The organism is Streptomyces sp. NPDC001750 (assembly GCF_042892615.1).
In the GTDB taxonomy this organism is placed as follows: domain Bacteria; phylum Actinomycetota; class Actinomycetes; order Streptomycetales; family Streptomycetaceae; genus Streptomyces.
In genome coordinates this window covers 18,350-39,795 of record NZ_JBIAUE010000022.1, presented here as the reverse complement: position 1 = coordinate 39,795, position 21,446 = coordinate 18,350, and the positions used below count along the sequence as shown (strand labels likewise).

The following is a 21,446-nucleotide window of genomic DNA, read 5'->3' as shown; positions in this document are numbered from 1 at the left end:
GAGCGCACGGCGCCGGGCACACGGCCGGGGGCCTTGTGGGCCATGGCCGTTTCCTGGCCGGTGCGGGCGGGAGGCGGCCGCGGCGGGAGGAAGGTCAGGACGGGCTGGTCCCTTCGACCACCCGCGGGAATCGGCTGATCGCCGCTACGGCGGCCGCCGGTTGACCGCGTCGGGGACGCAGCGGGGCCAGGGCCACGGCGGGCGCGGTCAGGCGGGCCCCAGAGGCATCGGCAGACCGGGCGGGATCAAACGGTGACGGGCCGCGGCCGCGCGCAGCGCGTCGACACCGGCCCGCACACCGGAGCCCGCCTGTCCAGAACCCGGATCCGGTGGTTCGTCGCGCCGCCGGGGTGCATCGTCGAGGCGCCTCGGACCTGTGGGGGTCCGAGGCCCGCTCACATCCCGTGCCGTACAGGGCGGAACCCCGGGGTCGCAAGCTCGAACAGCCGTTGCGAGCGACGGTCGTTCTCCTCGCGCATCGAGGCACCCCGGGGCCAGGTCCACGGAGCGCCGACGGTGGGACAGGGACAGACGAGGTGGTGTGCGACATGGCAGAAGGCGCCGGGGGTGGGTTCGGCGTCCCAGGTGTTGATCGCGGTGCCGTCCACGCCGATCACCCATCGTCGGCGGGGCGGAAGATGATGAGAGGGAACGGCGATGCCGGGTTCGAGGAGCACCCAGTGCCCTTCGTAGAGGGTGGGGTACCGGTCTTGTCGAAGGCCGCAGTCCGGGCAGTCGGGCGGTTTTGGAGGCGGCGGGGCGGTGGCGCCTTCACGAAGGGCTTGGAGGTCGTCGTCGGGGCGGTCCGGGCCTGTCGGGAAGGAATCGGTGTCCCCCATACGGTTCAGGGTCCGCAAGGGCCGTCAGGTCCGGTAGGGCGTAATTCGGCCGACCTTCTCGAACGGCCCGCGTACGGAGTCCGGCGACGACGAGCAGGCCCCGCCGGTGAAGCCGACACCGGAGGCGATCCGGGCGGTGAGCGGCGACGGGGCGAACGTGACGTTCTTGCACGCCGGACGGGCCGGGCCCGGGGCCGGCCGCCGAGCCGCTGGGCCTACCGCCGCCCTCGGCCCTGAGGGAATTGCCCCAGATGTACCGCGCGGTGGACCACCAGCGCCAGCTCGCGGGCGTCCTCGGTGAACGTGTCGACACGAATCCTGCGGCCGCTGTGAAGCGTGATGTCGCAGGTGAAGCCCATTCCGCGGGCTTCGGCCAGAGGCCGGCTGTCGTCGCCGTGAGCACCCACCTGTGCGATGTCCTCCCAGGGGATCACACTGGCGGTGCCCGCCACCCGATGGGTCAACCCGCGTTCATGGATGTCGAAGCACTGCTCCCGGGTACGAAACGCCTGCACCATCCGCCAGATCCCCAGCCCCGCCCCCACCAGCCCGACTCCGAGCAACAGCCCCGCCAGCTGGGGCGCGCCGTCGGTGGTGCCGATCGAAGCGGCCGCGACGGGCACCCCGAAGGCCAGCCCGACGGCGCCGACGCACAGCAGAATGCCCGCCTGCCGCAGCCGCCTGCCACCGTCCGTGCGGTGTTCGCGGACGAAACCGCCCAACCGTCTGGCCACCTCAGTGCGCCGCACCATGATCCCCCCACATCGCGGATGTCACGAAGACGTGTCCGTGGACAGGCTGTTCATCCTCACGCCATGCCCACAGGAGCGCAACCGCCCCGTGCTCCCTCTCGAGACGGCTCAGGGGCCGGGACGCAGTACCGTCGCGACGAGCCGGGCCAGGTGTTCGCGGTACTGATCCTCCGTCAATCCGGCGTCGAGAACGAGTTGCTCGTACCCCTCCGGGGAGAGGACGAAGGACAGGACAGCGGCGGTCTCCTCGTCCGCGGATGCTTTCACGAGGCCACGGCGCCGCAACCGGCCGACGGCCTCCCCGATGTCGGCGCGGCGGTGGTCGAGCAGTTGATCGAGCGTGGTCCGGACGTCGGCCTCCGTGTCCGCGGCACTGACGAAGGCGCGCCAGAGACTGGCCGAGCGGGCGTTGGCTGCGGCGATGAGTTCGATGCCGGCGGTGAGGTACGCCTCGCCCTCCAGATGCTCGATGGCCATGAACTGCTCGCGCTCCAGTAGCGGTGCCGAACCCTCGGATCCGGCGAAGGTCTGCTCGAAGGCGGCCAGCAGGAGGGCGCGCTTGGGCCCGAAGCCCTTGACGGTCTCGACCGAGACGCCTGCGTCGGCGGCGATCTCGATCAGCGTCGTCCGCCCGTATCCGCGCTCTGCGAAGCGGTCCGCGGCTGCCGTGAGGACTCGTCGTCTCGTCGCCTCGGCCTGTCCGGCGCGCAGCGCCGATCTGTAGCTGCGGCGTTCCGCCCCACTCATTTGAACTTCCTTAAAGGGTAGTCAATACTCTTAGACGTTACCCAATGTTAGCGGAGGGGGAAGCCGCGCATGCCCGGAATACTGATCTGCTCGTCACCCGCCGAAGGTCACGTCACTCCCTTGCTCGCGGTTGCTCGTGGGCTGGTCGCGGCCGGACACCGCGTGGTGATGGTGACGGGCCGTCGCTTCGCCGAACGTGTCCGGGCCACCGGAGCCGACTTCGCGCCCTTGCCGGAAGCGGTGGACTTCGACGACACCTGGGCCGATTCCCATCCGGAGCGGGCCGGGAAACGCGGCCTCGCCGCGATGCGCTTCGATCTGGACCACATGTTCTTCCGCGCGGCCGAGCCGCAGTACGAGACCGTCACCGCACTGATCGACGCACACGGCATCGATGTCGTGCTGGCCGAACCGCTGTTCCTCGGCGCCGCCCCACTGGCCCTGCTGCCCCGCGGCCGGCGCCCGCGGCTGATGCTTGCGGGCATCGTCCCGCTGCCGCTGACGGGCCCCGACGTCGCCCCCTTCGGACTCGGCCTGCCGCCCATGGGCGGTGCGCTGGGCCGAGTACGGAACCGGGCGCTGACCGCGCTGGCGCGACGGGTGGTCTTCCCGGCACAGCAGCGGGACCTGTCGGGCCTGTGCCGACGGATCGCCGGACGCCCGCTGCCGGGCCTGTTCCTGGACTGGCCCGCGCTGGCGGACGATCTGGTGCAGCTGACCGTCCCGGGGTTCGAGTACCCGCGCCCCGGAGCGACCGCACCGGTGCACTTCATCGGGCCGCTGGGCCGGAGCTCCGCCGGAGACCATCCGCTGCCCGACTGGTGGAGCGAGCTCGGTCACGATCTACCGATCGTCCTGGTCACCCAGGGCACAGCGGCCAACAACGACTTCGACGAGCTGATCAATCCGGCGGTGGCGGCGCTGGCGGACGAGGACGTGACCGTCGTCGTCGCCACCGGAGGCCGCGGAACACAGGCATGGGCGACCGCGCTGCCCGACAACGTGAGGGCGGCCGCGTTCGTGCCGTACGACGCACTGATGCCCCGCGTCGCCCTGATGGTGACCAACGGCGGGTACGGCGGCGTGCACTTCGCGCTGCGCCACGGGGTTCCGCTCGTGGTCGCCGGGGCCACCGAGGACAAGGCCGAGGTCGCCGCCCGGGTTTCCTGGTCCGGTGTGGGCGTGGGGATGCGTACCAACCACCCGTCGGCGAAGGCGCTGGGTGAGGCCGCCCGCCGCGTGATGGCCGACCAGGGCTACCGGCACCGGGCCGGGGTCCTGGCGGAACAGATCGCAGCGGCGGGCGGTATCGACGCGTTGGTCGCCCTGATCGGCACGAGCCGTACGCCCTGATACCGCGTACGTGGGCGCGCGCTTCGAGCGGCGCCGTGGTCGAACCTCGGGGCGGATGAGCTCGACGGGCCTGGGGCGGCTCGGCTGTGCGCAGAGTGGTGGGGGAGTTGCACCGCCTCAGGCGTCGGGCCACGGCCGGGTGGTTCGGACGTGGGCTGTTCCCGGGCCGGACCCGGGAAGCTCTCCAGGGACATTGACGGTGGGCATCCGGCCTGGGCGGGACCCTTTCGAGGCCGTTCGGCGCGTTCGTGGTGTTGGGCGGTGTTCGCCGGTTGGTGGCCTGCCGGAGTGCGGCGGCGTTGCGGTGGCGATGATGTCGCCGCCCGGCTGCCCGAGGTGCAGTCCCGGCCGGACATGGTGGCCGGGGCGTCCGGCATGGGGCAAGGGGCCGTCGATGCTGCTCCGTGCCCGGGGAGGGCGGGTGTTCCACGGCTCAGTCGGCGAGCAGTTTGTCGAGCTCCGCCGTGAAGAGCACGGCGGGATCGAAGCCCATCCCGGCGAAGTGCCCGGCGAGTTCCAGGGAGAGGACGCCGTGCAGCCGGGTCCAGAACGCGAGGGCCCGGCGGAGGGCCGAGGGCGGGGCCGGGTGCTCGCCCGCCCACTGCCGGTGGTTTTCCAGGTGCGTGTCGAGGGGTGTCACGGCGGTGTCCGCCGGCAGTGCGGCGCAGGCGTCGAGGAGGACCGCCATGATCTCCGACGCGATCGTGGTGATGTCGTCGGGCGCGTGATATCCGGGCACGGGTGTGCCGTAGACGAGGAAGTACCGCTGAGGATCGTCGAGCGCCCAGCCGCGTAGTACATGCGCCAGCCCGGCGAGGTCGGAGCCCGTCTCCGCCGCGGACCGGAAGGCGTCGGCCAGGCCGCGGTACGCGTCCCGGACGAGTTCGGTGATCAGTTCGTCGCGGCCGGCGAAGTACCGGTAGAGCGCGGGCCCGCTCATGCCCAGCTGCTTGGCGATCGCGTTCAGGGAGAGCGCGGACGCCCCGGCGTCGGCGATCTGCTCCCATGCCCGCTCCTTGATCTCCGTACGTACCTGGTTCCGGTACCTCTCGCGGGGGGTCACCTTGGCTTCGTTCGTCATCTGTCATGCTCCCTGCCTGGCCGCGCTCCTGAGCGTTACACCCTATCGCGATAACGAGAGGGAGTAGCGAGGGGAATTCGATGACACTTGATACTCCCGCCCGAGGGAGTCATTTTGGCTATGGCTTCTAACTGGCTCGCGCGTGCGGTGAGTTGCCTACCACGCACACCGCTGAACAGGGCGGTCGTGGTGACGTCGCTGCCCGCTTACACGAACGTCGCGTGGATGCGTTCGGTCAGGATTCTCAGGAGGTCGACGGTCTCCGCATCGGTGATGGTGCGGGATTGAAGCGGTGGATTTCGTCGATCATGACCAGACGCACGTCCACACGGTTGTAGACAGCGTCGGTGATGCGGCTCTTGAAGATCCCTCCCCCTGCTCAGCGGCTCCTCAATTTCGACGCGCATCGGTGGCCGTTGCCGAAGTGAATGTCCTGCCCTTCATGTTCGGAAGGGCCTGACGCAACTGGGGCGTCAGGGTTTCGGGGGCTTCGAAGCCGCGGCAGCGGTCGGTGCCGCGGCGCGGACGGTCCGGGCCGAGACGGCGCAGGCCGCGGCCGTAGTCAGTGTGGCGACTGCCAGGGGCCCACCGGGGATCCGCAGTCCGATCACGATGGGCCTCTTGTTCAGCCTTCGGTGATTCGGATGATCGTCTTGCCGGGGGTGCGCGTACCGGGGAAGAACGCGGCAGGTGCTTCGGCGAGTGGCCGTACGGCGCCGACGAGCGGCTTGAGCCGTCCGTCCCTCAGTCGCGAGGCGAGTTCGGCGAGCCGGGCGCGGTCGGGTTCGACGACGAAGAAGACGGCCCGCCCGCGCTGGGGCCGGACCTTGGGCGGCATGGCGATGGTGACGAGGGTGCCGCCGGTGCGCACCAGGGCGGCCGAGCGGTCGAGCGTATCTCCGCCGATCACGTCGAACACGACATCGACCTCGCCGACGCGCTCCAGTTTCTCGGACTCCAGGTCGAGGAAGGCGTCCACGCCGAGCGCGAGCGCCCTGTCCCGGGCGGAGGCACGGCCGGTGCCGATGACTCGCGCACCGACCTCGTGGGCGAGTTGCACCGCGAGCGAGCCGACGCTGCCCGCGACGCCGTGGATCAGGACGGTCTGTCCGGTGGCGAGGCGGCCGTGGTCGAACAGGCCCTGCCACGCGGTCAGCCCGGAGACCGGCACCGCGGCGGCCACGGTGTGGTCGATGTCCGCCGGCAGCGGAGCGAGGTTGCGGGCCTCCACCGCGGTGAACTCGGCGAGTGTGCCGTTGCGGGCCCAGTCGGTCAGGCCGAACACCCGCTGGCCGACACTCAGGCCCGTGGTGCCGTATCCCAGCTCGACGACGATTCCCGACAACTCGTGCCCAGGTACGCTCGGCGTCCGGTCGCGGCCCGCGCGGTCGGTCCAGGTACCGGGCCACTCCAGCTCTCCAGGGGTGAAGCCCGCAGCGTGCACGCGCACGACGACGTCGTTCTCGGCCGCATGAGGGTAGGGCATGTCGTCCGTCAGGGACAGCCCGGCGATCCCGGCGTCACGGTCTCGAACAGTGATGGCTCGCATGGGAGGTCCTTACCCATGGGTTCTGTTCGTCTGCCCCGGTCTGCGGTTTTATCACGGAGATGAGGTAACCCCTCCGGGTGCGACAGCTCGGACGTGAGCTTGCGCGCTGCGGCGGGCTCCGCTTTCGCCCGCCGGGAATTGGGGCCTTCTCGTGCCGTTCACCGTTTCCGGCCGCACCGGATCCCACGCACGCGCCCCGGCCTCGTGCTCCCCGGGAGTCCGTCGGGCGGCCCTGGTCTTGGAGGTTGCCCAGAGCTGATCGAGCACGTTCATGACCGAGCGCCGCACGAGCGCAGGGATCCCCGGCAACCTGGCGTTCGCTATCAGGCCCGCCCTGGCCGGGCAGATGATCGCGGCAGCTCCGGACCGTGTCTTCGACCTGTCATGTGCTGTGCGGCGTCCGGCACTTCCCGGAGCTCTCGGCTTCGCTCGAGCAGCGGATCCCCCATCGCTCGCGGCGTTGTCGGAGTCGTCCTCGTACGTCCGGTACGAGGGCGATCCTCCGCCTCGCGATCGCACGCACCGGAGACCGCGCAGCCCGGTTTCCGGTCGAACGGTGTCAGCTTGAAGACGCGGCCTGGTCGCGAAGGCCGCTGACACCGCCACCGGCGCCGGGTCGGCGGACGAGGTTCACGGCCTCGTCGGTTCTTCCCGCGCCGCAGGTGCGGAGGATGTCCGCGAGGCCGGGGTGGTCGGCTTCGAGGAGGGCCGCGGCTGCCAGGATCTCCGCGGCCCCGGCACGGGAGTTGAACAAATCGCGCAGCCGGAGGGCGAAGTCCGTGTCCAGGTCCCGGGCCGGGCCGTGCGTGAGGGGCGGGGCCGGTCGGGAAGGGGCGGGCGGGTGTGAGGTGGTGCCCAGCGAGTCCTGGCCGGGGGTTCGGCTGGCCCGGATGGTCGCCAGCGTCTCGCGTGCGGTCGCGGCCGGTACGGCGCCGGTACGGACGTCATGGGCGAGGTGGAGCACCGCCGAGAGGCGGGCCGCGGCGTCGGGGTTGGCGATCCGGGCGCGCTGGGCGCTCATGACGAGGCTGAGCATGGCCGGTGAGATCCCGAGGATCTCCGCGAGGCCGGACTGGGTCACCGCGAACAGGGTGCACAGGTCCCGGCAGAGCTCACCGAGCGGAGCGCCGTACCACTGGCGCTGGAGCTCTTGGTTGCGCGTCGTGGCGGTTTGGTCCATGGGTCCACGCTAGCAGTTTTTACACTTGTCAAAAATTGTTTTCATGTGTCAATCTCCTTCCGGAAGCTCGACCCACCCTCAATTGACGGGAAGTCATTGTGTCCTGGACGCGCACCACTTCGCTCGCCGCTGTCGCTGCCCTCGCCGTCTTCGGCCTGACCGCCTGCGGCAGCGATGGCGCCGCCCCCGAGGGCTCAGACAAGCCCGCTGCCACCACCGCCGCCGATTCGGACGCCGCCGCCTCCGGCGATACGGGCGCCCCGTCCGACGCCGCCCCCTCCGGCGTGAAGGCCCCGGACGACCTGCCCGCCGGCCTGCCGCTCCCGGAGGGGGAGCTCACCTCCGTGACGGGGGGCAAGGGCGCGTACGTCCTCACGTACCGCACGGACGACCCCGAGGCCACACTCGACGCCTACCGGTCCGCCCTCGAGGGCGACCAGTACACCGTGATCGACATCGGCGGCACGTTCACCGCGACCTCGGGCAATACCGCCGTACAGATCACCACTACCGCCGACACCGTGATCCTCACGCTGGCCGGCGCCTGAGTCGACGACCCCGTGCGCCGGTACGCTACGGCGCATGGAAGCAGGGGGGATGCTCGCCGACCGTTACCGGTTGCTCGCACCGGTCGCCAGCGGCGCCCAGGGCACGGTCTGGCGAGCCGTGGACACGCGTCACGGCAAGGACGTGGCAGTGAAGGTCACCGGCGGTGCCGACGTCGAGTCGCTGCTGCGGCTGGTGTGCGAGCAATCGGTACGCATCGGGCACCCCCATGTCCTCGCCCCCGTCGACTGGTTCGTCCGCGACGGCGAGGCCTGGCTGGTGCTGCCCCTGGTCCGCGGCGGCACGCTCGCCGGGCTTCTCGCGGACTACGGCGAACTGCCACCCGCCGTCGGCCTGCTCCTCGCCGAACAGATCCTGGACGCGCTCGTCGCGGTGCACGGCGCCGGCCTCGTGCACCGCGACGTCAAACCCTCGAACATCCTCCTCGCCGCGACCGGGGCCGCCCGCCCCCATGCCTACCTCAGCGACTTCGGTGTCGCCCGCGTCCTGCCCCACCTCCAGCTCACCGCACCCGCCTACGTCGCGGGCACACCCGACTACCTCGCCCCCGAGATCCGTGCCGGAGCCGGCAGCTCCCCCGCCCAGGACATCTACGCCGCCGGGCTCGTACTGGGCGTCCTGGGTGCCCCACCGGCACTGCTCGCCGCCATGACCGCAGAGCGGCCCGAGCACCGGCCCACCGCCGCGGCAGCCCTCGACGTGATCGCCGCCGCCCGCATCGCCCTCGGGACGGAACACTGGCCCCTGCAGTGGCAGGACGAGCCCTTCCTCATCGCCGACCAGCTCGGCGATGCGACCCTTCCCGTCACCGACCGGTCCTCCCGACGCCGATGCCTCGGGGCAGCCCTCGCCGTCGGCGCCGCGCTCCTGGCGGGACTCGCCACGACGGCAGCGCTGACCAGCGGCAGCCCCGACCACCCAGCCGCCCCCGCGGGTAGCCCCCCGCCGACCGCCCCCGCTGTCCCCGCCGATGCCCGGCGCGGCCCGGCCGACCCCGAAGGGCCCACCGCCTTCAGTCCCTGCCCCGCGGCCCAGGAGTACGACGTCGCCTTCAGCCCCGAGGGCTACATCCTGATGTGCAGACACATTCCCGACACGCGCCGTTACGCATGGCAACCGACCGCTTCCGAGGACTGAGGACTGACCCCCGTCGTTCCCCCGATCCTGGCCGATCCCCGAGAAGCCCCTTCCGGGCGACCGGTGTGTGCACACCTCACGAGGCCCCGAACTGCCCCCGACCGGTGGATACGCGGTCCGGGCCGACGCCCCGCCCGGAACGTGCGATCAGAAGATGTCCGGCACGATCGGGACCGCACCGGGCCGACCGAACACCGACCAGCCGCACACCACCAGGGCCCGGATACCGGTCGTCCACGTCGAGGCCGTACCGGTGCCCATGGACAGTACGGCAGGGGTCCGGACGCTGACGCCGCCCACGACCGGTTGCCCCGGCGACCTTCCCCGCCGCAAGGAGAACCGGGCCCCGGCGATCACCCCGTCCACGCCCCGATCGCAAAAGCCCTGCGAGGTCGCCCGGACAGAGCCTGGCTGCCCACCGGCAACTCGTCGTGCGTCAGCCGGCCGGCTTCTGGAGCGGGGTCGGTTCGGTGGTGAGCAGTGCGGTGATCTCCTGGGCGAGCTCCGGGCCGAGTTCGCCCCAGCCGTCCTTGTAGCCGTAGACGCTCGCCAGGGTGCGGGCGTCGTAGTCGCCGTTCATGATCTCGATGTCGGTGGTGGTGATGAGTGCCGGGTGGGCGACGCCGACAGCTCCCGAGACCTTCAGCAGCTCCTTGCGCAGGGTGCGCAGGTAGACAGCGGCCCGGGCGGCCTTCGAGGGCGCGTCGACGCCGCGCACCAGCCACGGGTTCTGGGTGGCGATGCCGGTGGGGCACTTGTCGGTGTGGCATTTCTGCGCCTGGATGCATCCGATGGACAGCATGGCCTCGCGGGCGACGTTGATCATGTCGACACCCAGGGCGAAGGCGACGGCGGCGTTCTCGGGCAGGCCGAGCTTGCCGGAGCCGATGAAGGTGAGGTCGTCGGTCAGACCCCGCTCGGCGAACGTGCTGTAGACGCGGGAGAAGCCCATCCGGAACGGCAGCGACACCGAGTCGGTGAAGATCAGCGGAGCCGCCCCGGTACCGCCCTCGCCTCCGTCGATGGTCACGAAGTCGACCCCGCGATCACCACGCGCCATCCGCATGGCCAGCTCCTGCCAGAAGCTCATCTCCCCGACAGCGCTCTTGATCCCGACCGGCAGACCGGTCTCGGTAGCGAGCAGCTCCACGAAGTCGAGCATCGAGTCGACGTCGTGGAACGCGGTGTGCCGAGAGGGGGAGGCACAGTCCTTGCCGGCCGGGATGCCGCGGATCTCGGCGATCTCGGGGGTCACCTTCGCGCCCGGCAGCATCCCGCCGAGCCCCGGCTTGGCACCCTGGGAGAGCTTGATCTCTATTGCCCTGACCGGGGCGCCGGCGACCACGTCCTTGAGCTTGTCGAGGTTGAAGGTGCCGTCCTCGTTGCGGCAACCGAAGTACGACGTCCCTATCTGGAGGACGAGGTCGCCGCCGTTGCGGTGGTACGGCGAGAGGCCGCCCTCACCCGTGTTCTGCATCGTGCCGGCCAGCGCCGCGCCCTTGTTGAGCGCCGTAATGGCCGCGCCGGACAACGATCCGAAGCTCATCGCCGAGATGTTCACGACGCTCGCCGGCCGGAACGCCTTGGCGCGCCCGCGCGGGCCGCCCAGCACCTTGGCCGAGGGCAGCGGGGCCTGTGGGTCGTGCAGGTCGGGCAGCGTGCCGGCGAACGTGCGCTGCTTCACGTACGCGTGCCCTTGCACGTGCTCGACGTCTACGTCGGTTCCGAACCCGAAGTAGTTGTTCTCCTCCTTCGCCGACGCGTAGATCCAGGTGCGCTGGTCGCGGCTGAACGGGCGCTCTTCCTCGTTGGACGTCACGACGTACTGCCGCAGCTCCGGCCCGATCGTCTCCAACAGGTACCGGGCGTGCCCGACCACGGGGAAGTTTCTGAGCAGTGCGTGCTTCTTCTGGACGAGGTCGCGGGCAGCCACCAGCGCCAAAGCTGTTGCGGCGGCCGCGCCGATGCTCCGAGCACGCATGAACGTTCCTCTCCTCGACTGCTCGATACCCGACGCCGTCGCCGTGCGGCGGACGTCGTGGGCGTTGGGCGGCGGACACGGCCAGGCAGGCATCGGCGTCCGACGACGAAACGCCACATGATAATAAGGGCTGCCCCGTAATCCCTGGCGGGCGCACGACGACAGCTACGGCACCTCGCCGCGTTGTCGGAACGCCCACGTACATCCAGTATGCGGGCGCCGCTCCGCCTTGCGACGCACCGCATCCGACGCCGAGCGCTGATCCACCAGGGACTACGGGACAGCCCTCGACAACGCTCGCGCCCTTCGGCCATGAAGGCGGTGTCGGACAGGCGCGTGCAGCAGGCGGCGAGCCGGTTGGCCGTCTCGGCGAACGCGTCGTACACCAGCGCCATCGGCACGTCGGCGATCGAGTCCGCGGGTTGCGGGGCGGTCAATGCACCGCTCCTTTGCGTAGTTGAGCCGAGGCAAGGCCTCGTCGTCTCAGCGACCTGCGTCGGTCGTCGTCCCCGGCCGATGGCCCGGCGCAGAGACTGGTCGAGAGGCCCGCTCCGACGCCAGAACGCGACCGAGACCATCGGTTGGCTCGACTCTCGCACGAGAGCGTCCCGTGAGCTGGGCAGACCCCTTCGGTGGGCTCGAAGCAGACGGCGGGGCCGAGGAGACTGGCCTTGGGTCATCCTGCGCATCACGCGCCCGGGGCCTCGCCGGGCAACTGGCCGGCCTCGAACTCCCGGCAGCCGGGCTTGTGCTCATCGTCGGGGGTCCGTCTGGGCTTGGTGCAGCCCGAGAGCGCGATCGCGTGGGTCGACTCCGCTTACACCGGGAAGCTTGTCGACTGGGCGAAACAGCACCTCAACCTCACGATCAAGCCGGTCAGCCGGCCCAAGGACGCCTCCGGCTTCGTCGTGCTGCCCCGCCGCCGGGTCGTCGAACGGCGTGGATGATGCCTGCCTCCCCCGCCACGCGAGGGCCAACGCTCATTCAGCACTCCGAAACCCTGACCACCTGGGCCGCCAACGCCCTCATGACCAGGCGCCCCGCACGGCAGGGCGCTACACCCGGCCGACCGAGGAGACCGGCGCCCGCCGGCGGCTGACGCCCCTTCTGTTCGGCAGCCTCCGGCACCTCTTCCACCCCGTGCCGGCAGCGCTTCTCGCTGTCCCGGTCTGCGGCCTTGCCCTGGGGAAGCGGCTTTATGCAGGCCGGCGGTTCAATGGCGGCATCTCAGGCCCGGTGTAGCGTCCTCCCGTTGTGCTGTGGGTGGGCTGCCATCCGGCGGTGTTGCTGAAGCTCTCCCAGGACACGCTCGTGAGCTGGTCGTGCGGAGCTCCGGTCCGGGCCTCGTACGCATTGCTGGCGAGGTAGAGGAGAGACTCGAACTCCATCCCGGTCGGGAAACGCGAGGGATCCGCGAGTACCCCCTCGTAGAACTCCCTTCCGTTCGCCACCACGACACAACGCGCGTACAGGAAGTCGTCAGCGGAGATGTAATCGTCTCCATTGTCCGGATCCGCCTCTCCCTGATAGCACCAACGAGCGTGCTCGCGCGTATCCAGTGCGTACAGCTTGGCGGCAAGCAGGTCCTCGAACGCGACGATCTCCTGGGGCGGCAGCCCCTGAAGCCCCCGCGAAGCAGGAGCGAGCACCGCGTCGTCGTCACCGGTCCGTTCCCAGTCGAACGATGCGATGAGGGCCCAGAAGTGTGCTTCGTCCATGGTCCGATCCTTGCACAGGCCCAAGGCCGCTCAGCCTGCAGGAGCCGAGGAGCGTCTGCAGGGCTGTGCGGAGGCGGTGTCCTTCGACGGCGTACGGGGCCTTTATCCGGGCGGGGTCCATGGCCGCGGGTGGGCGAACACACCATCCACTACTTCGGGAGTGTGCTGGTACGCCGTGTGCTGGTCCTCGGCCGGACCGGGAAGACCGGTGCCGGCCACGACCCGGTCGAGCGGGCGGACAAACTGCGCGCCGACTCCTCGGGTCAGTAGCTCCGGACCGTTCCGAGCCGGACGTCAGCAGGACGTCAGCAGGACGCACGCGGAACGTCAGATGCCTGCTTCAGGGTGGGGGCTGCCGATCGGCCCGGCTCAAACCCCCGTCCGGGCCGATCGGGCACAGCCTCCGCGCAAGCGCAGAGAGACTCGCAATGAAGAGAATCAGGGCTGTCGTCCTCACCGCCGCGGTCATCGCAGGTACGGCCGTCGCCGCCACCCGGCGCACGCAGACTCCTGGTGCCAGCGTGGCACTGGCACCATCATCTGCGAATACGGCGTCGCCCCCTGGACCACGGACCGCGGCGTCCGGATGGAATGCGCGGTCGGCACCGACTACGCCGCCTACGTCCGCACGAAGACGGCATCCGTGAGCTGGAGCAACTGGTCTTCTCCGGGCAGGAAGTGGCAGAGCAGCATCGTCCTCAACACGAATCCGCAGGGGTGCCGCAACTACGAGTTCGGCACCCTGGCCATGGGCCAGGGTGCCAAGAACTACTGGATCAACTGGTACGCGTGGGACGGCACCCGAACCGGATGGCGCCCCTGGACGGGGCCGTGACCGGACACCGCCCGGGGCGGCCGCTTCGGCTTCAGGCAAGGCGCGGTGGAGCGAAGCAACCTCTGCGGCCGGTGATCCCTCTTCTGCCCTGGCATACCTCTCGGGCGAGGGGCCATTCCGCGTACGGAACAGCCTTGCCGCCCCCCTTTGGAACTGAGGAAGCAATACGAGCGAGAACAGGCTTGAACGGGCTCGTGGCCGCTGCGTGCGCGGCCGTGCGGAACTGATGCTGGAGCGCGCCGTGACCGTCTCGTACGAGATGGTCCGCCGCTGGTGCCTGAAATTCGGTCAGCAGTACGTCGGCGGACTGGGCCGTCGGTGGCCCAGTCCCGGCGACAAGTGGCATCCGGACGTCCTGGGTCCGTCGGTTACGGGACGCCGAGTTCGAATAGGCCGTAGCCCGCGTACGAGCCGGAAGCCAGGGCCGCGATGCCGAGGAGCATGAGCTGGAGGGGCAGGCTGAGGCGGCGCAGGGCGAGGGCGAGCGGGAGGAAGAGCGGGAAGAGGGGGAGCAGATAGCGGGAGACGTTGGCGAATATCTGCTGGCTGCCCAGGACGAGGACGAGGGTGAGGATGGTGTAGACCACCAGGACGGTCGGCGGACGCAGCCGGATCAGCAGCGAGAGCAGCGCGAGCGCGAGCAGGACGACACCGACGCCGATCAGGTCTGCGAAGGGCCAGGCGGAGAGATAGTCGGAGTGGCCCACCGGGACGGATGTGAGGACGTCGAGGGTGTGCCGGCCGTAGTCCCACTCGTGGGCCCAGGCATCGGACTGAAGCTTGAAGTAGCCGCCGTAGTCGCCCATTCGGTGACCCACCCAGCCGAGATAGGCGAGGAGACCGAGCGGGGCGACGGCCATCGCGGCCACCGGGCGCAGGATGCCGTCCTGGTGACGGTGGAGCGCGAGCAGGGCCGCGACGGCGACGGCGGCGATCAGCGCCACGGCGGTGGGCCGGTTGAGCCCTGCCACGCAGGTGAGGAGACCGGCGGTGAGCCAGCGGCGGCTCAGGACGGCATGGCAGGCCCAGACGGCCAGAGCCACGAAGAGTGAGTCGGAGTAGACCGCCCACTCCGCGCCGGAACCGGGCCAGACGGCCCAGAGTCCGGCCGCGGCCAGCCCGGCCCTTCTGCCGCCGAGGCGTTCGGTGACGGCGTAGATGCCCAGGGCGGCGGCCAAGGAGGCGACTACGGAGACCAGTAGGCCGGCGCCGTACACGCCGAGGCCGGTGAGCTCGGAGACCAGCCGCATCAGCGCCGGGTAGAGCGGGAAGAACGCCGCCGAGTTACCTTCGAGGGTGATCGGGCCGGTGGCGCCGGGGATCGGGACCAGCTGAGGGTCGTATCCGTGTGTGGCGATCTGCTGGTACCACCAGCCGTCCCAGCTGGCCAGGACGTCCCACGGTCGGGCGCCGCCGCCGAAGCGCGGGTGCTTCGTGCGGTAGTCCCCGGCGGAGTGCAGCAGCCACATGAAGGTGGCGAAGCCGATGAACTTGAGCGCGCCGTAGACGGCCAGTACGGGGCCGTAGTGCTCGGCTGCGCGGCGCAGGCGGCGCCGGCGGTCGGGGCCCGTGGTGGCAGGCTGCTGCGACAGCCTCGCGTTCCAGCTCAGGGTGCCGGTCGCGGTCGTACGGGGGGTGGTCCTGATCATGCGCGGAACACCCACGCTCGGAAGAACAGGAACCGCAGCAGCGTCGCGGCCAGGTTGGCGGCGAGGAGTACGGCGAGTTCGATGGCCTGTCCGGCCGTGGGCACCACGTGGTGCAGGGCGGCGAGCGATCCGCCGGTGAGCGCCAGACCGATCAGGAGGACGACCAGGCCCCTGCTCTGGTGGCGCAGCACACCGCCGCGGCCACGGAGACCGAAGGTGAGTCGCCTGTTCACGGCCGTGTTGGCGACGGCGCAGGCCAGCAGTGCGAGAGCGTTGGCGGCCTGGGATCCGGCCACCGGGCGCAGCGCCGCGTAGAGGAGCAGGTACGCGAGGGTGCTGACGGCTCCCACGGCAGCGAAGCATATGAGTTGGGTGACAAGCCTGCCCGGGGCGTCGGCGCTACCGTCGCGGAGCGACCCGCCCGGCAGCAGTGTGTTTCGCGCCAGTGCCTTGCCGATCCTGGCGATGCCGCGCAGGTCGGCCAGTGCCGTGGTGAGGATGTCGACCCGAGTGTCGGGATCATCCACCCAGTCGACCGGTACCTCATGGATGCGCAGCCCGGCACGCTCGGCGATCACCAGCAGTTCGGTGTCGAAGAACCACTCCGAGTCCTGTACGAGGGGCAGCAGTCGCTCGGCCACATCACGCCGCACCGCCTTGAATCCGCACTGAGCGTCGGAGAAGCCCACGGCGAGGACGGAGCGCAGGAGGGCGTTGTAGCAACGAGAGGTGATCTCTCGCTTGGGACCGCGCACCACCCGGGAACCGGGGGCCAGGCGGGTGCCGATGGCGATGTCGGAGTGGCCGGAGAGCAGCGGGGCCACGAGCGGCAGCAACGCCGTCAGTTCCGTGGACAGGTCCACGTCCATGTACGCGAGTACGGGGGCCGACGAGTGCGACCAGGCGGTACGCAGCGCCCGGCCGCGCCCCTTCTCGGCCAGCCGAAGCCACTGTGCTTCGGGCAGTTCGTCTGCCAGCCGAGCGGCGATTTGCGGGGTGCTGTCCGTGCTGGCGTTGTCGGCGATGGTGATACGGAACGGATAGGGGAAGGTCTGGCACAGGTGTGCGTGGAGCCGTCGCACACTCGGCTCCAAATCTCTCTCCTCATTGAACACGGGGACGACCACGTCCAGGACGGGCTCCGGATGGTGCGTCGCCACCGGTGCGCGGTGCGGCAGTCGGCTTGGGTCCTTCAGGGCGAGTGACCCTTGTTTTCTCATGTTTTGTCCTTTTTGTAACCTGGTGCGGGGCGGGCCGAAGACACTCGGGGCGACGGTGTGCTACGGCGTTACGGGGCGATGGGTGAGGACGAGGCGGTCGACGGCTAGTTCCGCGCGGTCGCCGTACCCGAGGGCGGGGCCGAGGGCGGCGACGTGCTCTCCGTGCTCGCCGGCGGGGTCTCGATCGTGCCCGGCGGCATGATTGTGGTGGTCTCGTCCGGGCGCGCGGGGGCGGTGGAGGTGCCCGAGGAGGGGGGCGCGCTCAGGGACGGGTCGGGTGTCGCGGGCGAGGCGGATGGCGACGGGCTCGTCGCGGGCTGTGGTCCGGGGTGGCTGGGCTCGACCCGGGTCGCATGGCCGGGCAGCAGGGTCAGCCCGACACTGAGGCCGACGACGGCCAGGACGGAGCCGACTGCGCTCTGCGCGGCTCGTCTCCGACGGCGGGCACGCACCCCCGACCAGAGGCGTTCCCGGTGCCTCGGCTCGAACGGTGTGGGCGCCTCGGTGTCGCGCATCATCTGTGCCAGCTGCCGCTCGAAGTGATCCATGGGGTTCTCCTTCACCGCGCCGGCTCGTTCACATTGCCCAGGAGCCGCCTCAGCTGCGCCACTCCGCGTGAGGCGTGGGACCGAGCCGTGCCCACCGGGCATCCGAGTGCCTCCGCCACCTGCCTCTCGGGCAGGTCCTGGTAGTAGCGCAGTACCACCGCCACCCTCTGCTTCGGCGACAACTGGGCCAGCGCGGCCTCCAGTCGAGAACGCTCCGCCACGTCCGCGGACACATCGCCGACCGCCGCCGCCTCGGGCAGCTGTTCGGCAGGGCGTTCACCCCACCAACGCCGCTGTCCCGAGCGTGCCGCCGCACGCATCATCACCTTGCGGACGTACGGCTCCGGTGCCTCATCCGCGACCTTGGGCCAGACGAACCAGAGCTTGACCAAGGACTCCTGCAACAAGTCCTCGGCCCGATGTCGGTCGCCTCCGACGAGCAGACGGGCCAGGTGGAGCAGCACCGACCAGCGGGCAGCCACGAACTCGTCGAACGCCCGGGCTCGACTCTGCTCCATTCGCACTGTTCCTGTTCTCGCCGGTTGCCTACACCCTGTAAAAGGCACTGGCGTGCGACCCGCGATGCACCTGCGACCCGTGATCTGGATCACAGGGCATGTCGACGACAAGTTACGAGATTCCGGTGTGGTTGGTGGAGGTGGGCGGTGTGGCGCCTACCGTCCCTGGCAGTACTGGGGTTCTTGTCAGGCTGTTGCGGGGGCAGCGCGGACCAACCTGCGTTGTCAGTGGCCCTCGTCAGTCTCCCCTCATATCGCAGTTCAGGGGGCCTGGTGACCCTTGGTTCGGGCTGCGCTGACATCTGATGGACAGGCGGAGGGGCACGGCTGATGCCGTGGCTGGCAGCGGGTGGAGGGTACGAGATCACCCTCGAGGACGGGCGTGTGGTCGCACGGCGGGTCGGGGGGCGGCAGTTGAAGGCGCTGCCGAAGGCGTTGCGCGACAGTCCCGAGGCCGACCGGCTGAGGCAGCTGGCCGAGTGGCTGGACCGGCACGCGGCCTCGTGCGTGGCTCGGGTGGATGCCTGGATGGTGTCATCGCTTCCGGTTCCGACCGAGCTGATCACGCGGGTGTGGCCGGACGAGGCGTGGCAGGCGGCGCTGCGTGACATGGCTGTCGTGGGTGACGATCCGGACGAGGTCGGCTTCCTGCGGGACGTCACTGGTGACGGGGAGCTCAAGGTGGTCGACCTCGATGGTGAGACCGTGCGGCTGTTGCCGCGCACGGTGACGCTTCCTCACCCCGTGCTCCTGCCGGACCTGGACGACGTACGGGACTTCGCGGCCGATCTCGGCATCACCCAGGAGGTGGAGCAGATCCACCGGGCGACCTGGACCAGGCCAAACGCGCCGGATACCGGGCGCCCGGCGACGGCGGTGACGGAGGTACGGGACTACGCGGGCGGGAAGTTCGCCTCGCGGTTCGGTCTCGCGGCGCGCGCCACCGGCCTCGGCTACCGGGTGTCCGGTGGCTACGCACGTGCAAAGTATGTGACGGGGGCCGCAGCACGGAGGCGTCGGTGTGGATCGGCGAGCCGTACTGGGACGGGGAGTCGGAGACCGGCGGGCTGAGCTGGCACGACGAGGACGGCCGCGCGGTGCGGCTGACCGAGGTCGGGCCGGTGGCCTGGTCCGAGGGGATGCGCATGGCCGCCGCGCTGTACGTCGGCCGCACGATCGAAGAGGGCGGGGACGCGTGACCAGGACGGTTGGGAACGACAACAAGGAGCTGCTCGCGGCAGGCGCGGTCCTTCCGGCCGACGCGCGGGGTGCGGGTCCCTCGGCCGTCGAGCTGACCGCACGGGTCTATCGCCACGCGGTGCTCGGCGAGGACCGGGTCGTCGTGCGGCTGGCCGCGGCCGAACTGGGCCCTGCCGAGGACCTCGCCGCCGGCTTCCTCGGACTCGAGCCGCAGGGCGAGCCGGCCGTGGTCGGTCTCGGCCGGCGCCAGGAACTCGGCTTTCCCGAGAGGATCACGGAGCGTGTGAGGAGACGGTCCCCGGCCCCCGCGCCGGGAGGCAGGGTGTAGTAGACCTCGCTGTTGCGGTCGGCATCGAGGAAGACGGTGGCGGTGGCGTTGGTGTGGTTCTTCGGTGCCCGGCTGGCGGAACCCGGCTCGGAGGCAGGCCCCTGCAGATTGATGCATTCGCCACTGGCGGGGTTGGTCAGGAAGCCGACGGCTTCGTATCCCTCGGCGGTGGCGTAGGTGTAGCGGAACTGGCCGGTGGCCGCTGAGGCCGAACCGGGTACGGCCATCAGCAGAACGAAGGCGCTGCAGGTGGCACCGACGGCCGCTGTGAGGGTGCGAGCAGACACTGAGAACTCTCTTTCTTCCGGTGACGGGTGGTGGCTGGTCCCGTGGTATCGGCTCTGCCACCGATGTGGGGCCGGAGCTGGGCAGGGCCGCGACTCCGTGGAACGCGGCACATTCCGAAAGCTGTGACGGCAGGCCCCGAGGGGGCCGTGGTCGCGATCGATAACGACCGTTGTGGGTGATCGGACATGGGCCCGCGTGCGGCGCTGGTGGTGTGTCGTGCGGCTGGTGTGGCGGGCTGTTGCCGGAGGAGGAAGGTGCTCTGCCCGGGTCGGCGCGCGGTTGGCGGCGCGCGGCCTCCAGTTCGGCCTCCCGTTCTTCGAGGTGCGATGCCGGCTCGACGTTGCGCTGTTCCAGCGGGGTGATCGTCCGGCGCGAGCGAGAGGCGTTTCTCCAGCTGCTGGCCGCGGGCGGCGAGGCGGACCGCGCAGGCGCTCGAATACCAGGTGCCCGTCCTTCCGGCTCCGTACGTCGACCGGCTCCGCGTCGCAGCGTCTGCCGGCGCGTTTCCCGTTGCGGTGAGTGGTGGTTTCGGTCAAGCGCTCGCGTCTGCATCCGTTCGGGGGTGACCGTGTGGATATGCGGCAGCAAGCCGGTCCTTGACGTGATGATCGTCTGCGGCGCGGGGCGGTTCGGCTGATGAACCGGTGGAGCCGCATTGCGCTGTCGGCTCATGCTTCGTTCCTGAATCCGGGGAATCCCGTAGGCGTAGTCCACCTGCGCAGGTGGACCTGCTCTTCCACGTGGCGGCCGCCGGGCACACGGCGGTGCTCAGCGTCGCACGGTGCTTGTCGAAGGGGCGTCGCCTGTCTGCGGGGGGATCTGCTGACCGGACGTACCTGCCGAGCTCGGTGGATGTGTCCGGGAGGTCGGGCATGGGGCGGGGACGCACGGTGCCGTTGTCTCTCTTGAGGCCGGGGCGCCTTCACCACGGCAGAGGAGCACGGATGCACCTGATTCCCTCGGAGCAGGAGAAGTTGCTGCTGAGCGTGGCCGGGATGCTGGCCAGCTATCGCAAGGAGCGCGGTATCAAACTGAACTACCCCGAGGCGGTGGCGTACATCAGTTGCTGGGTCATCGAGGAAGCGCGGGCGGGCAACTACACCGTCGACCAGATGATGAGCGATGCCGACGTTCCCCTGGAGCAGCGGAAGGGTGACACCCAGGGCCGGGGCGAGAGCATCCTGACGACCGATGACGTCATGGAGGGCGTGCCCGAGATGCTCGACATCCTCCAAGTCGAGGCTACCTTCCCCGACGGGCGCAAGCTCGTCACCCTCTACGACCCGATCCGCACGCCGAAGGCCGCCCCGCTGCCCGCTCCTATCCGCTGAGGTCGAATTCCATGCCCTACTTCCAGCCGCTGGCCGCGAAGCCTCCGGTGACCGCGCCGGTCACGTCTCCGGGCACGTGCGCCTGTCCCGCGAACGATCCCTGTCAGAAGCCGGAACCCGTACCGCCCTCTGCCCTGGACCCGAGCCAGTGCCATGACTTCTCCCAGTACGAGGTGGGAGGAGTGTGGGTCAGGGATCCGGCCGCGCTGCATGTGCTCAACTCGCAGAGCGGCAAGGCCGTTGTCTACGTGGTCAACGTCGGTGACCGCGACATCCAGATCGGTTCGCACTTCCATCTGGCCGACGTCAATGAGGACCTGCTGTTCTTCACCGACCTGGACACCGCCACCGAGGCCGAGGCCGTTCTGACCGATGCTCAGCGCGTGCGGCCCGAGCAGATCGCTGCGGCCCGCGAGCTGGCGTACGACCGGTCGAAGAGGCCGGGGAAGGCCCCTTGGGGATACCGCCTTGACATCGCTCCCGGGGACTCCATGCGGTTCAGCCCCGAGAACGCGCCCAGCGAGGCGATCGAGGTCGTAGCGATCGGCGGGAGGCGGCGTGTGCCGGGCCTGCGCAAGGACAAGCCGGCTGACGACGTCGCTCTCGACTGACAGGGCCCTCGTAC

General features: G+C 70.1%; 20 protein-coding genes and 2 pseudogenes. 10 read left to right on the top strand and 12 right to left on the bottom strand.

Translation table 11 applies throughout. The features are described 5' to 3' along the window. Positions 1-395: 395 nt before the first annotated feature. The 3 genes from ACFYY6_RS28620 to ACFYY6_RS28610 form a co-directional block, all read right to left on the bottom strand. Positions 396-839: a DUF6083 domain-containing protein gene (locus ACFYY6_RS28620; protein WP_351523970.1), complete on the bottom strand. Its 444-nt coding sequence runs from the start codon at positions 837-839 to the stop codon at positions 396-398. Positions 840-1,054: 215 nt separating this feature from the next. Next, complete coding sequence (locus tag ACFYY6_RS28615) at positions 1,055-1,591, bottom strand: hypothetical protein (protein ID WP_389196304.1); 537 nt, start codon at positions 1,589-1,591, stop codon at positions 1,055-1,057. A gap of 108 nt (positions 1,592-1,699) precedes the next feature. Continuing rightward, complete coding sequence (locus ACFYY6_RS28610) at positions 1,700-2,338, bottom strand: TetR/AcrR family transcriptional regulator (RefSeq protein WP_389196302.1); 639 nt, start codon at positions 2,336-2,338, stop codon at positions 1,700-1,702. Between the two features lie 69 nt (positions 2,339-2,407). On the opposite strand from ACFYY6_RS28610, the gene ACFYY6_RS28605 reads away from it, so the two are divergent. Next, complete coding sequence (locus tag ACFYY6_RS28605; protein ID WP_389196300.1) at positions 2,408-3,691, top strand: glycosyltransferase; 1,284 nt, start codon at positions 2,408-2,410, stop codon at positions 3,689-3,691. Positions 3,692-4,124: 433 nt separating this feature from the next. Here the strand turns inward: ACFYY6_RS28605 and ACFYY6_RS28600 are convergent, their stop codons facing one another. The 3 genes from ACFYY6_RS28600 to ACFYY6_RS28590 all read right to left on the bottom strand — a co-directional run bounded on the left by ACFYY6_RS28600 (position 4,125) and on the right by ACFYY6_RS28590 (position 7,501). Further along, positions 4,125-4,772, bottom strand: coding sequence for a TetR/AcrR family transcriptional regulator (locus tag ACFYY6_RS28600; RefSeq protein WP_351523978.1), 648 nt, complete (start codon positions 4,770-4,772; stop codon positions 4,125-4,127). 625 nt (positions 4,773-5,397) lie between these two features. Beyond that, positions 5,398-6,321 carry an NADP-dependent oxidoreductase gene (locus tag ACFYY6_RS28595; protein ID WP_389196298.1) on the bottom strand — a complete coding sequence of 308 codons (924 nt, stop codon included), beginning with the start codon at positions 6,319-6,321 and terminating at the stop codon, positions 5,398-5,400. Between the two features lie 559 nt (positions 6,322-6,880). Then, positions 6,881-7,501 (bottom strand): DNA-binding protein, encoded by a 621-nt coding sequence (locus tag ACFYY6_RS28590; RefSeq protein WP_351523981.1) that lies wholly within the window; start codon positions 7,499-7,501, stop codon positions 6,881-6,883. 98 nt (positions 7,502-7,599) lie between these two features. Here ACFYY6_RS28590 and ACFYY6_RS28585 point away from each other — a divergent pair, with 98 nt between their 5' ends. Then, positions 7,600-8,049 carry a hypothetical protein gene (locus ACFYY6_RS28585; protein ID WP_351633820.1) on the top strand — a complete coding sequence of 150 codons (450 nt, stop codon included), beginning with the start codon at positions 7,600-7,602 and terminating at the stop codon, positions 8,047-8,049. A gap of 34 nt (positions 8,050-8,083) precedes the next feature. Next, the gene (locus ACFYY6_RS28580) at positions 8,084-9,205 is read left to right on the top strand and encodes a serine/threonine-protein kinase (protein ID WP_388653842.1); all 1,122 of its coding nucleotides are present in this window, start codon (positions 8,084-8,086) and stop codon (positions 9,203-9,205) included. Between the two features lie 436 nt (positions 9,206-9,641). On the opposite strand, the gene ACFYY6_RS28575 is transcribed toward ACFYY6_RS28580, so the two are convergent. Further along, positions 9,642-11,186 (bottom strand): FMN-binding glutamate synthase family protein, encoded by a 1,545-nt coding sequence (locus ACFYY6_RS28575; protein WP_388653845.1) that lies wholly within the window; start codon positions 11,184-11,186, stop codon positions 9,642-9,644. A gap of 776 nt (positions 11,187-11,962) precedes the next feature. On the opposite strand from ACFYY6_RS28575, the gene ACFYY6_RS28570 reads away from it, so the two are divergent. Further along, positions 11,963-12,133 carry a hypothetical protein gene (locus tag ACFYY6_RS28570; protein WP_388653847.1) on the top strand — a complete coding sequence of 57 codons (171 nt, stop codon included), beginning with the start codon at positions 11,963-11,965 and terminating at the stop codon, positions 12,131-12,133. Positions 12,134-12,382: 249 nt separating this feature from the next. Here ACFYY6_RS28570 and ACFYY6_RS28565 read toward each other — a convergent pair whose 3' ends face one another. Next, positions 12,383-12,904 carry a DUF4240 domain-containing protein gene (locus tag ACFYY6_RS28565; RefSeq protein ID WP_389196296.1) on the bottom strand — a complete coding sequence of 174 codons (522 nt, stop codon included), beginning with the start codon at positions 12,902-12,904 and terminating at the stop codon, positions 12,383-12,385. Between the two features lie 129 nt (positions 12,905-13,033). Here ACFYY6_RS28565 and ACFYY6_RS28560 point away from each other — a divergent pair, with 129 nt between their 5' ends. After that, positions 13,034-13,174: a hypothetical protein gene (locus tag ACFYY6_RS28560; RefSeq protein WP_351523991.1), complete on the top strand. Its 141-nt coding sequence runs from the start codon at positions 13,034-13,036 to the stop codon at positions 13,172-13,174. Between the two features lie 316 nt (positions 13,175-13,490). Then, the gene (locus ACFYY6_RS28555; protein ID WP_351523993.1) at positions 13,491-13,739 is read left to right on the top strand and encodes a hypothetical protein; all 249 of its coding nucleotides are present in this window, start codon (positions 13,491-13,493) and stop codon (positions 13,737-13,739) included. A 368-nt stretch (positions 13,740-14,107) separates the two neighbouring features. On the opposite strand, the gene ACFYY6_RS28550 is transcribed toward ACFYY6_RS28555, so the two are convergent. The 4 genes from ACFYY6_RS28550 to ACFYY6_RS28535 all read right to left on the bottom strand — a co-directional run bounded on the left by ACFYY6_RS28550 (position 14,108) and on the right by ACFYY6_RS28535 (position 17,674). Continuing rightward, positions 14,108-15,388 (bottom strand): glycosyltransferase family 39 protein, encoded by a 1,281-nt coding sequence (locus ACFYY6_RS28550; RefSeq protein ID WP_351523995.1) that lies wholly within the window; start codon positions 15,386-15,388, stop codon positions 14,108-14,110. Beyond that, the gene (locus tag ACFYY6_RS28545; protein WP_351523997.1) at positions 15,385-16,608 is read right to left on the bottom strand and encodes a dolichyl-phosphate beta-glucosyltransferase; all 1,224 of its coding nucleotides are present in this window, start codon (positions 16,606-16,608) and stop codon (positions 15,385-15,387) included. The genes ACFYY6_RS28550 and ACFYY6_RS28545 overlap by 4 nt, the downstream gene beginning before the upstream one ends. A gap of 104 nt (positions 16,609-16,712) precedes the next feature. After that, positions 16,713-17,156 (bottom strand): cellulase, encoded by a 444-nt coding sequence (locus tag ACFYY6_RS28540; protein ID WP_351523999.1) that lies wholly within the window; start codon positions 17,154-17,156, stop codon positions 16,713-16,715. 11 nt (positions 17,157-17,167) lie between these two features. Continuing rightward, positions 17,168-17,674: a SigE family RNA polymerase sigma factor gene (locus ACFYY6_RS28535; protein ID WP_351524001.1), complete on the bottom strand. Its 507-nt coding sequence runs from the start codon at positions 17,672-17,674 to the stop codon at positions 17,168-17,170. A 330-nt stretch (positions 17,675-18,004) separates the two neighbouring features. Here ACFYY6_RS28535 and ACFYY6_RS28530 point away from each other — a divergent pair. The 4 genes and pseudogenes from ACFYY6_RS28530 to ACFYY6_RS28515 all read left to right on the top strand — a co-directional run bounded on the left by ACFYY6_RS28530 (position 18,005) and on the right by ACFYY6_RS28515 (position 21,432). Next, positions 18,005-18,873: pseudogene (locus ACFYY6_RS28530) on the top strand (DUF4132 domain-containing protein). Further along, a pseudogene (locus tag ACFYY6_RS28525) lies at positions 18,870-19,142 on the top strand (hypothetical protein); the annotation flags it as partial. The pseudogenes ACFYY6_RS28530 and ACFYY6_RS28525, both read left to right, overlap by 4 nt. Before the next feature lie 1,292 nt (positions 19,143-20,434). Further along, on the top strand, positions 20,435-20,821 hold the full coding sequence (gene ureA, locus ACFYY6_RS28520; protein ID WP_351525356.1) for an urease subunit gamma: 387 nt from the start codon (positions 20,435-20,437) through the stop codon (positions 20,819-20,821). Between the two features lie 11 nt (positions 20,822-20,832). Further along, the gene (locus ACFYY6_RS28515) at positions 20,833-21,432 is read left to right on the top strand and encodes an urease subunit beta (protein ID WP_351633796.1); all 600 of its coding nucleotides are present in this window, start codon (positions 20,833-20,835) and stop codon (positions 21,430-21,432) included. Positions 21,433-21,446 lie beyond the last annotated feature (14 nt).

Coding starts and splice junctions, on each gene's coding strand:
- ACFYY6_RS28575 (WP_388653845.1), bottom strand. CDS start 11,186: ATGCGTGCTCGGAGCATCGGCGCGGCCGCCGCAACAGCTTTGGCGCTG.
- ACFYY6_RS28620 (WP_351523970.1), bottom strand. CDS start 839: ATGGGGGACACCGATTCCTTCCCGACAGGCCCGGACCGCCCCGACGAC.
- ACFYY6_RS28605 (WP_389196300.1), top strand. CDS start 2,408: ATGCCCGGAATACTGATCTGCTCGTCACCCGCCGAAGGTCACGTCACT.
- ACFYY6_RS28580 (WP_388653842.1), top strand. CDS start 8,084: ATGGAAGCAGGGGGGATGCTCGCCGACCGTTACCGGTTGCTCGCACCG.
- ACFYY6_RS28565 (WP_389196296.1), bottom strand. CDS start 12,904: ATGGACGAAGCACACTTCTGGGCCCTCATCGCATCGTTCGACTGGGAA.
- ACFYY6_RS28595 (WP_389196298.1), bottom strand. CDS start 6,321: ATGCGAGCCATCACTGTTCGAGACCGTGACGCCGGGATCGCCGGGCTG.
- ACFYY6_RS28600 (WP_351523978.1), bottom strand. CDS start 4,772: ATGACGAACGAAGCCAAGGTGACCCCCCGCGAGAGGTACCGGAACCAG.
- ACFYY6_RS28615 (WP_389196304.1), bottom strand. CDS start 1,591: ATGGTGCGGCGCACTGAGGTGGCCAGACGGTTGGGCGGTTTCGTCCGC.
- ACFYY6_RS28550 (WP_351523995.1), bottom strand. CDS start 15,388: ATGATCAGGACCACCCCCCGTACGACCGCGACCGGCACCCTGAGCTGG.
- ACFYY6_RS28535 (WP_351524001.1), bottom strand. CDS start 17,674: ATGGAGCAGAGTCGAGCCCGGGCGTTCGACGAGTTCGTGGCTGCCCGC.
- ACFYY6_RS28555 (WP_351523993.1), top strand. CDS start 13,491: ATGGAATGCGCGGTCGGCACCGACTACGCCGCCTACGTCCGCACGAAG.
- ACFYY6_RS28590 (WP_351523981.1), bottom strand. CDS start 7,501: ATGGACCAAACCGCCACGACGCGCAACCAAGAGCTCCAGCGCCAGTGG.
- ACFYY6_RS28515 (WP_351633796.1), top strand. CDS start 20,833: ATGCCCTACTTCCAGCCGCTGGCCGCGAAGCCTCCGGTGACCGCGCCG.
- ACFYY6_RS28545 (WP_351523997.1), bottom strand. CDS start 16,608: ATGAGAAAACAAGGGTCACTCGCCCTGAAGGACCCAAGCCGACTGCCG.
- ACFYY6_RS28610 (WP_389196302.1), bottom strand. CDS start 2,338: ATGAGTGGGGCGGAACGCCGCAGCTACAGATCGGCGCTGCGCGCCGGA.
- ACFYY6_RS28540 (WP_351523999.1), bottom strand. CDS start 17,156: ATGGATCACTTCGAGCGGCAGCTGGCACAGATGATGCGCGACACCGAG.
- ureA (WP_351525356.1), top strand. CDS start 20,435: ATGCACCTGATTCCCTCGGAGCAGGAGAAGTTGCTGCTGAGCGTGGCC.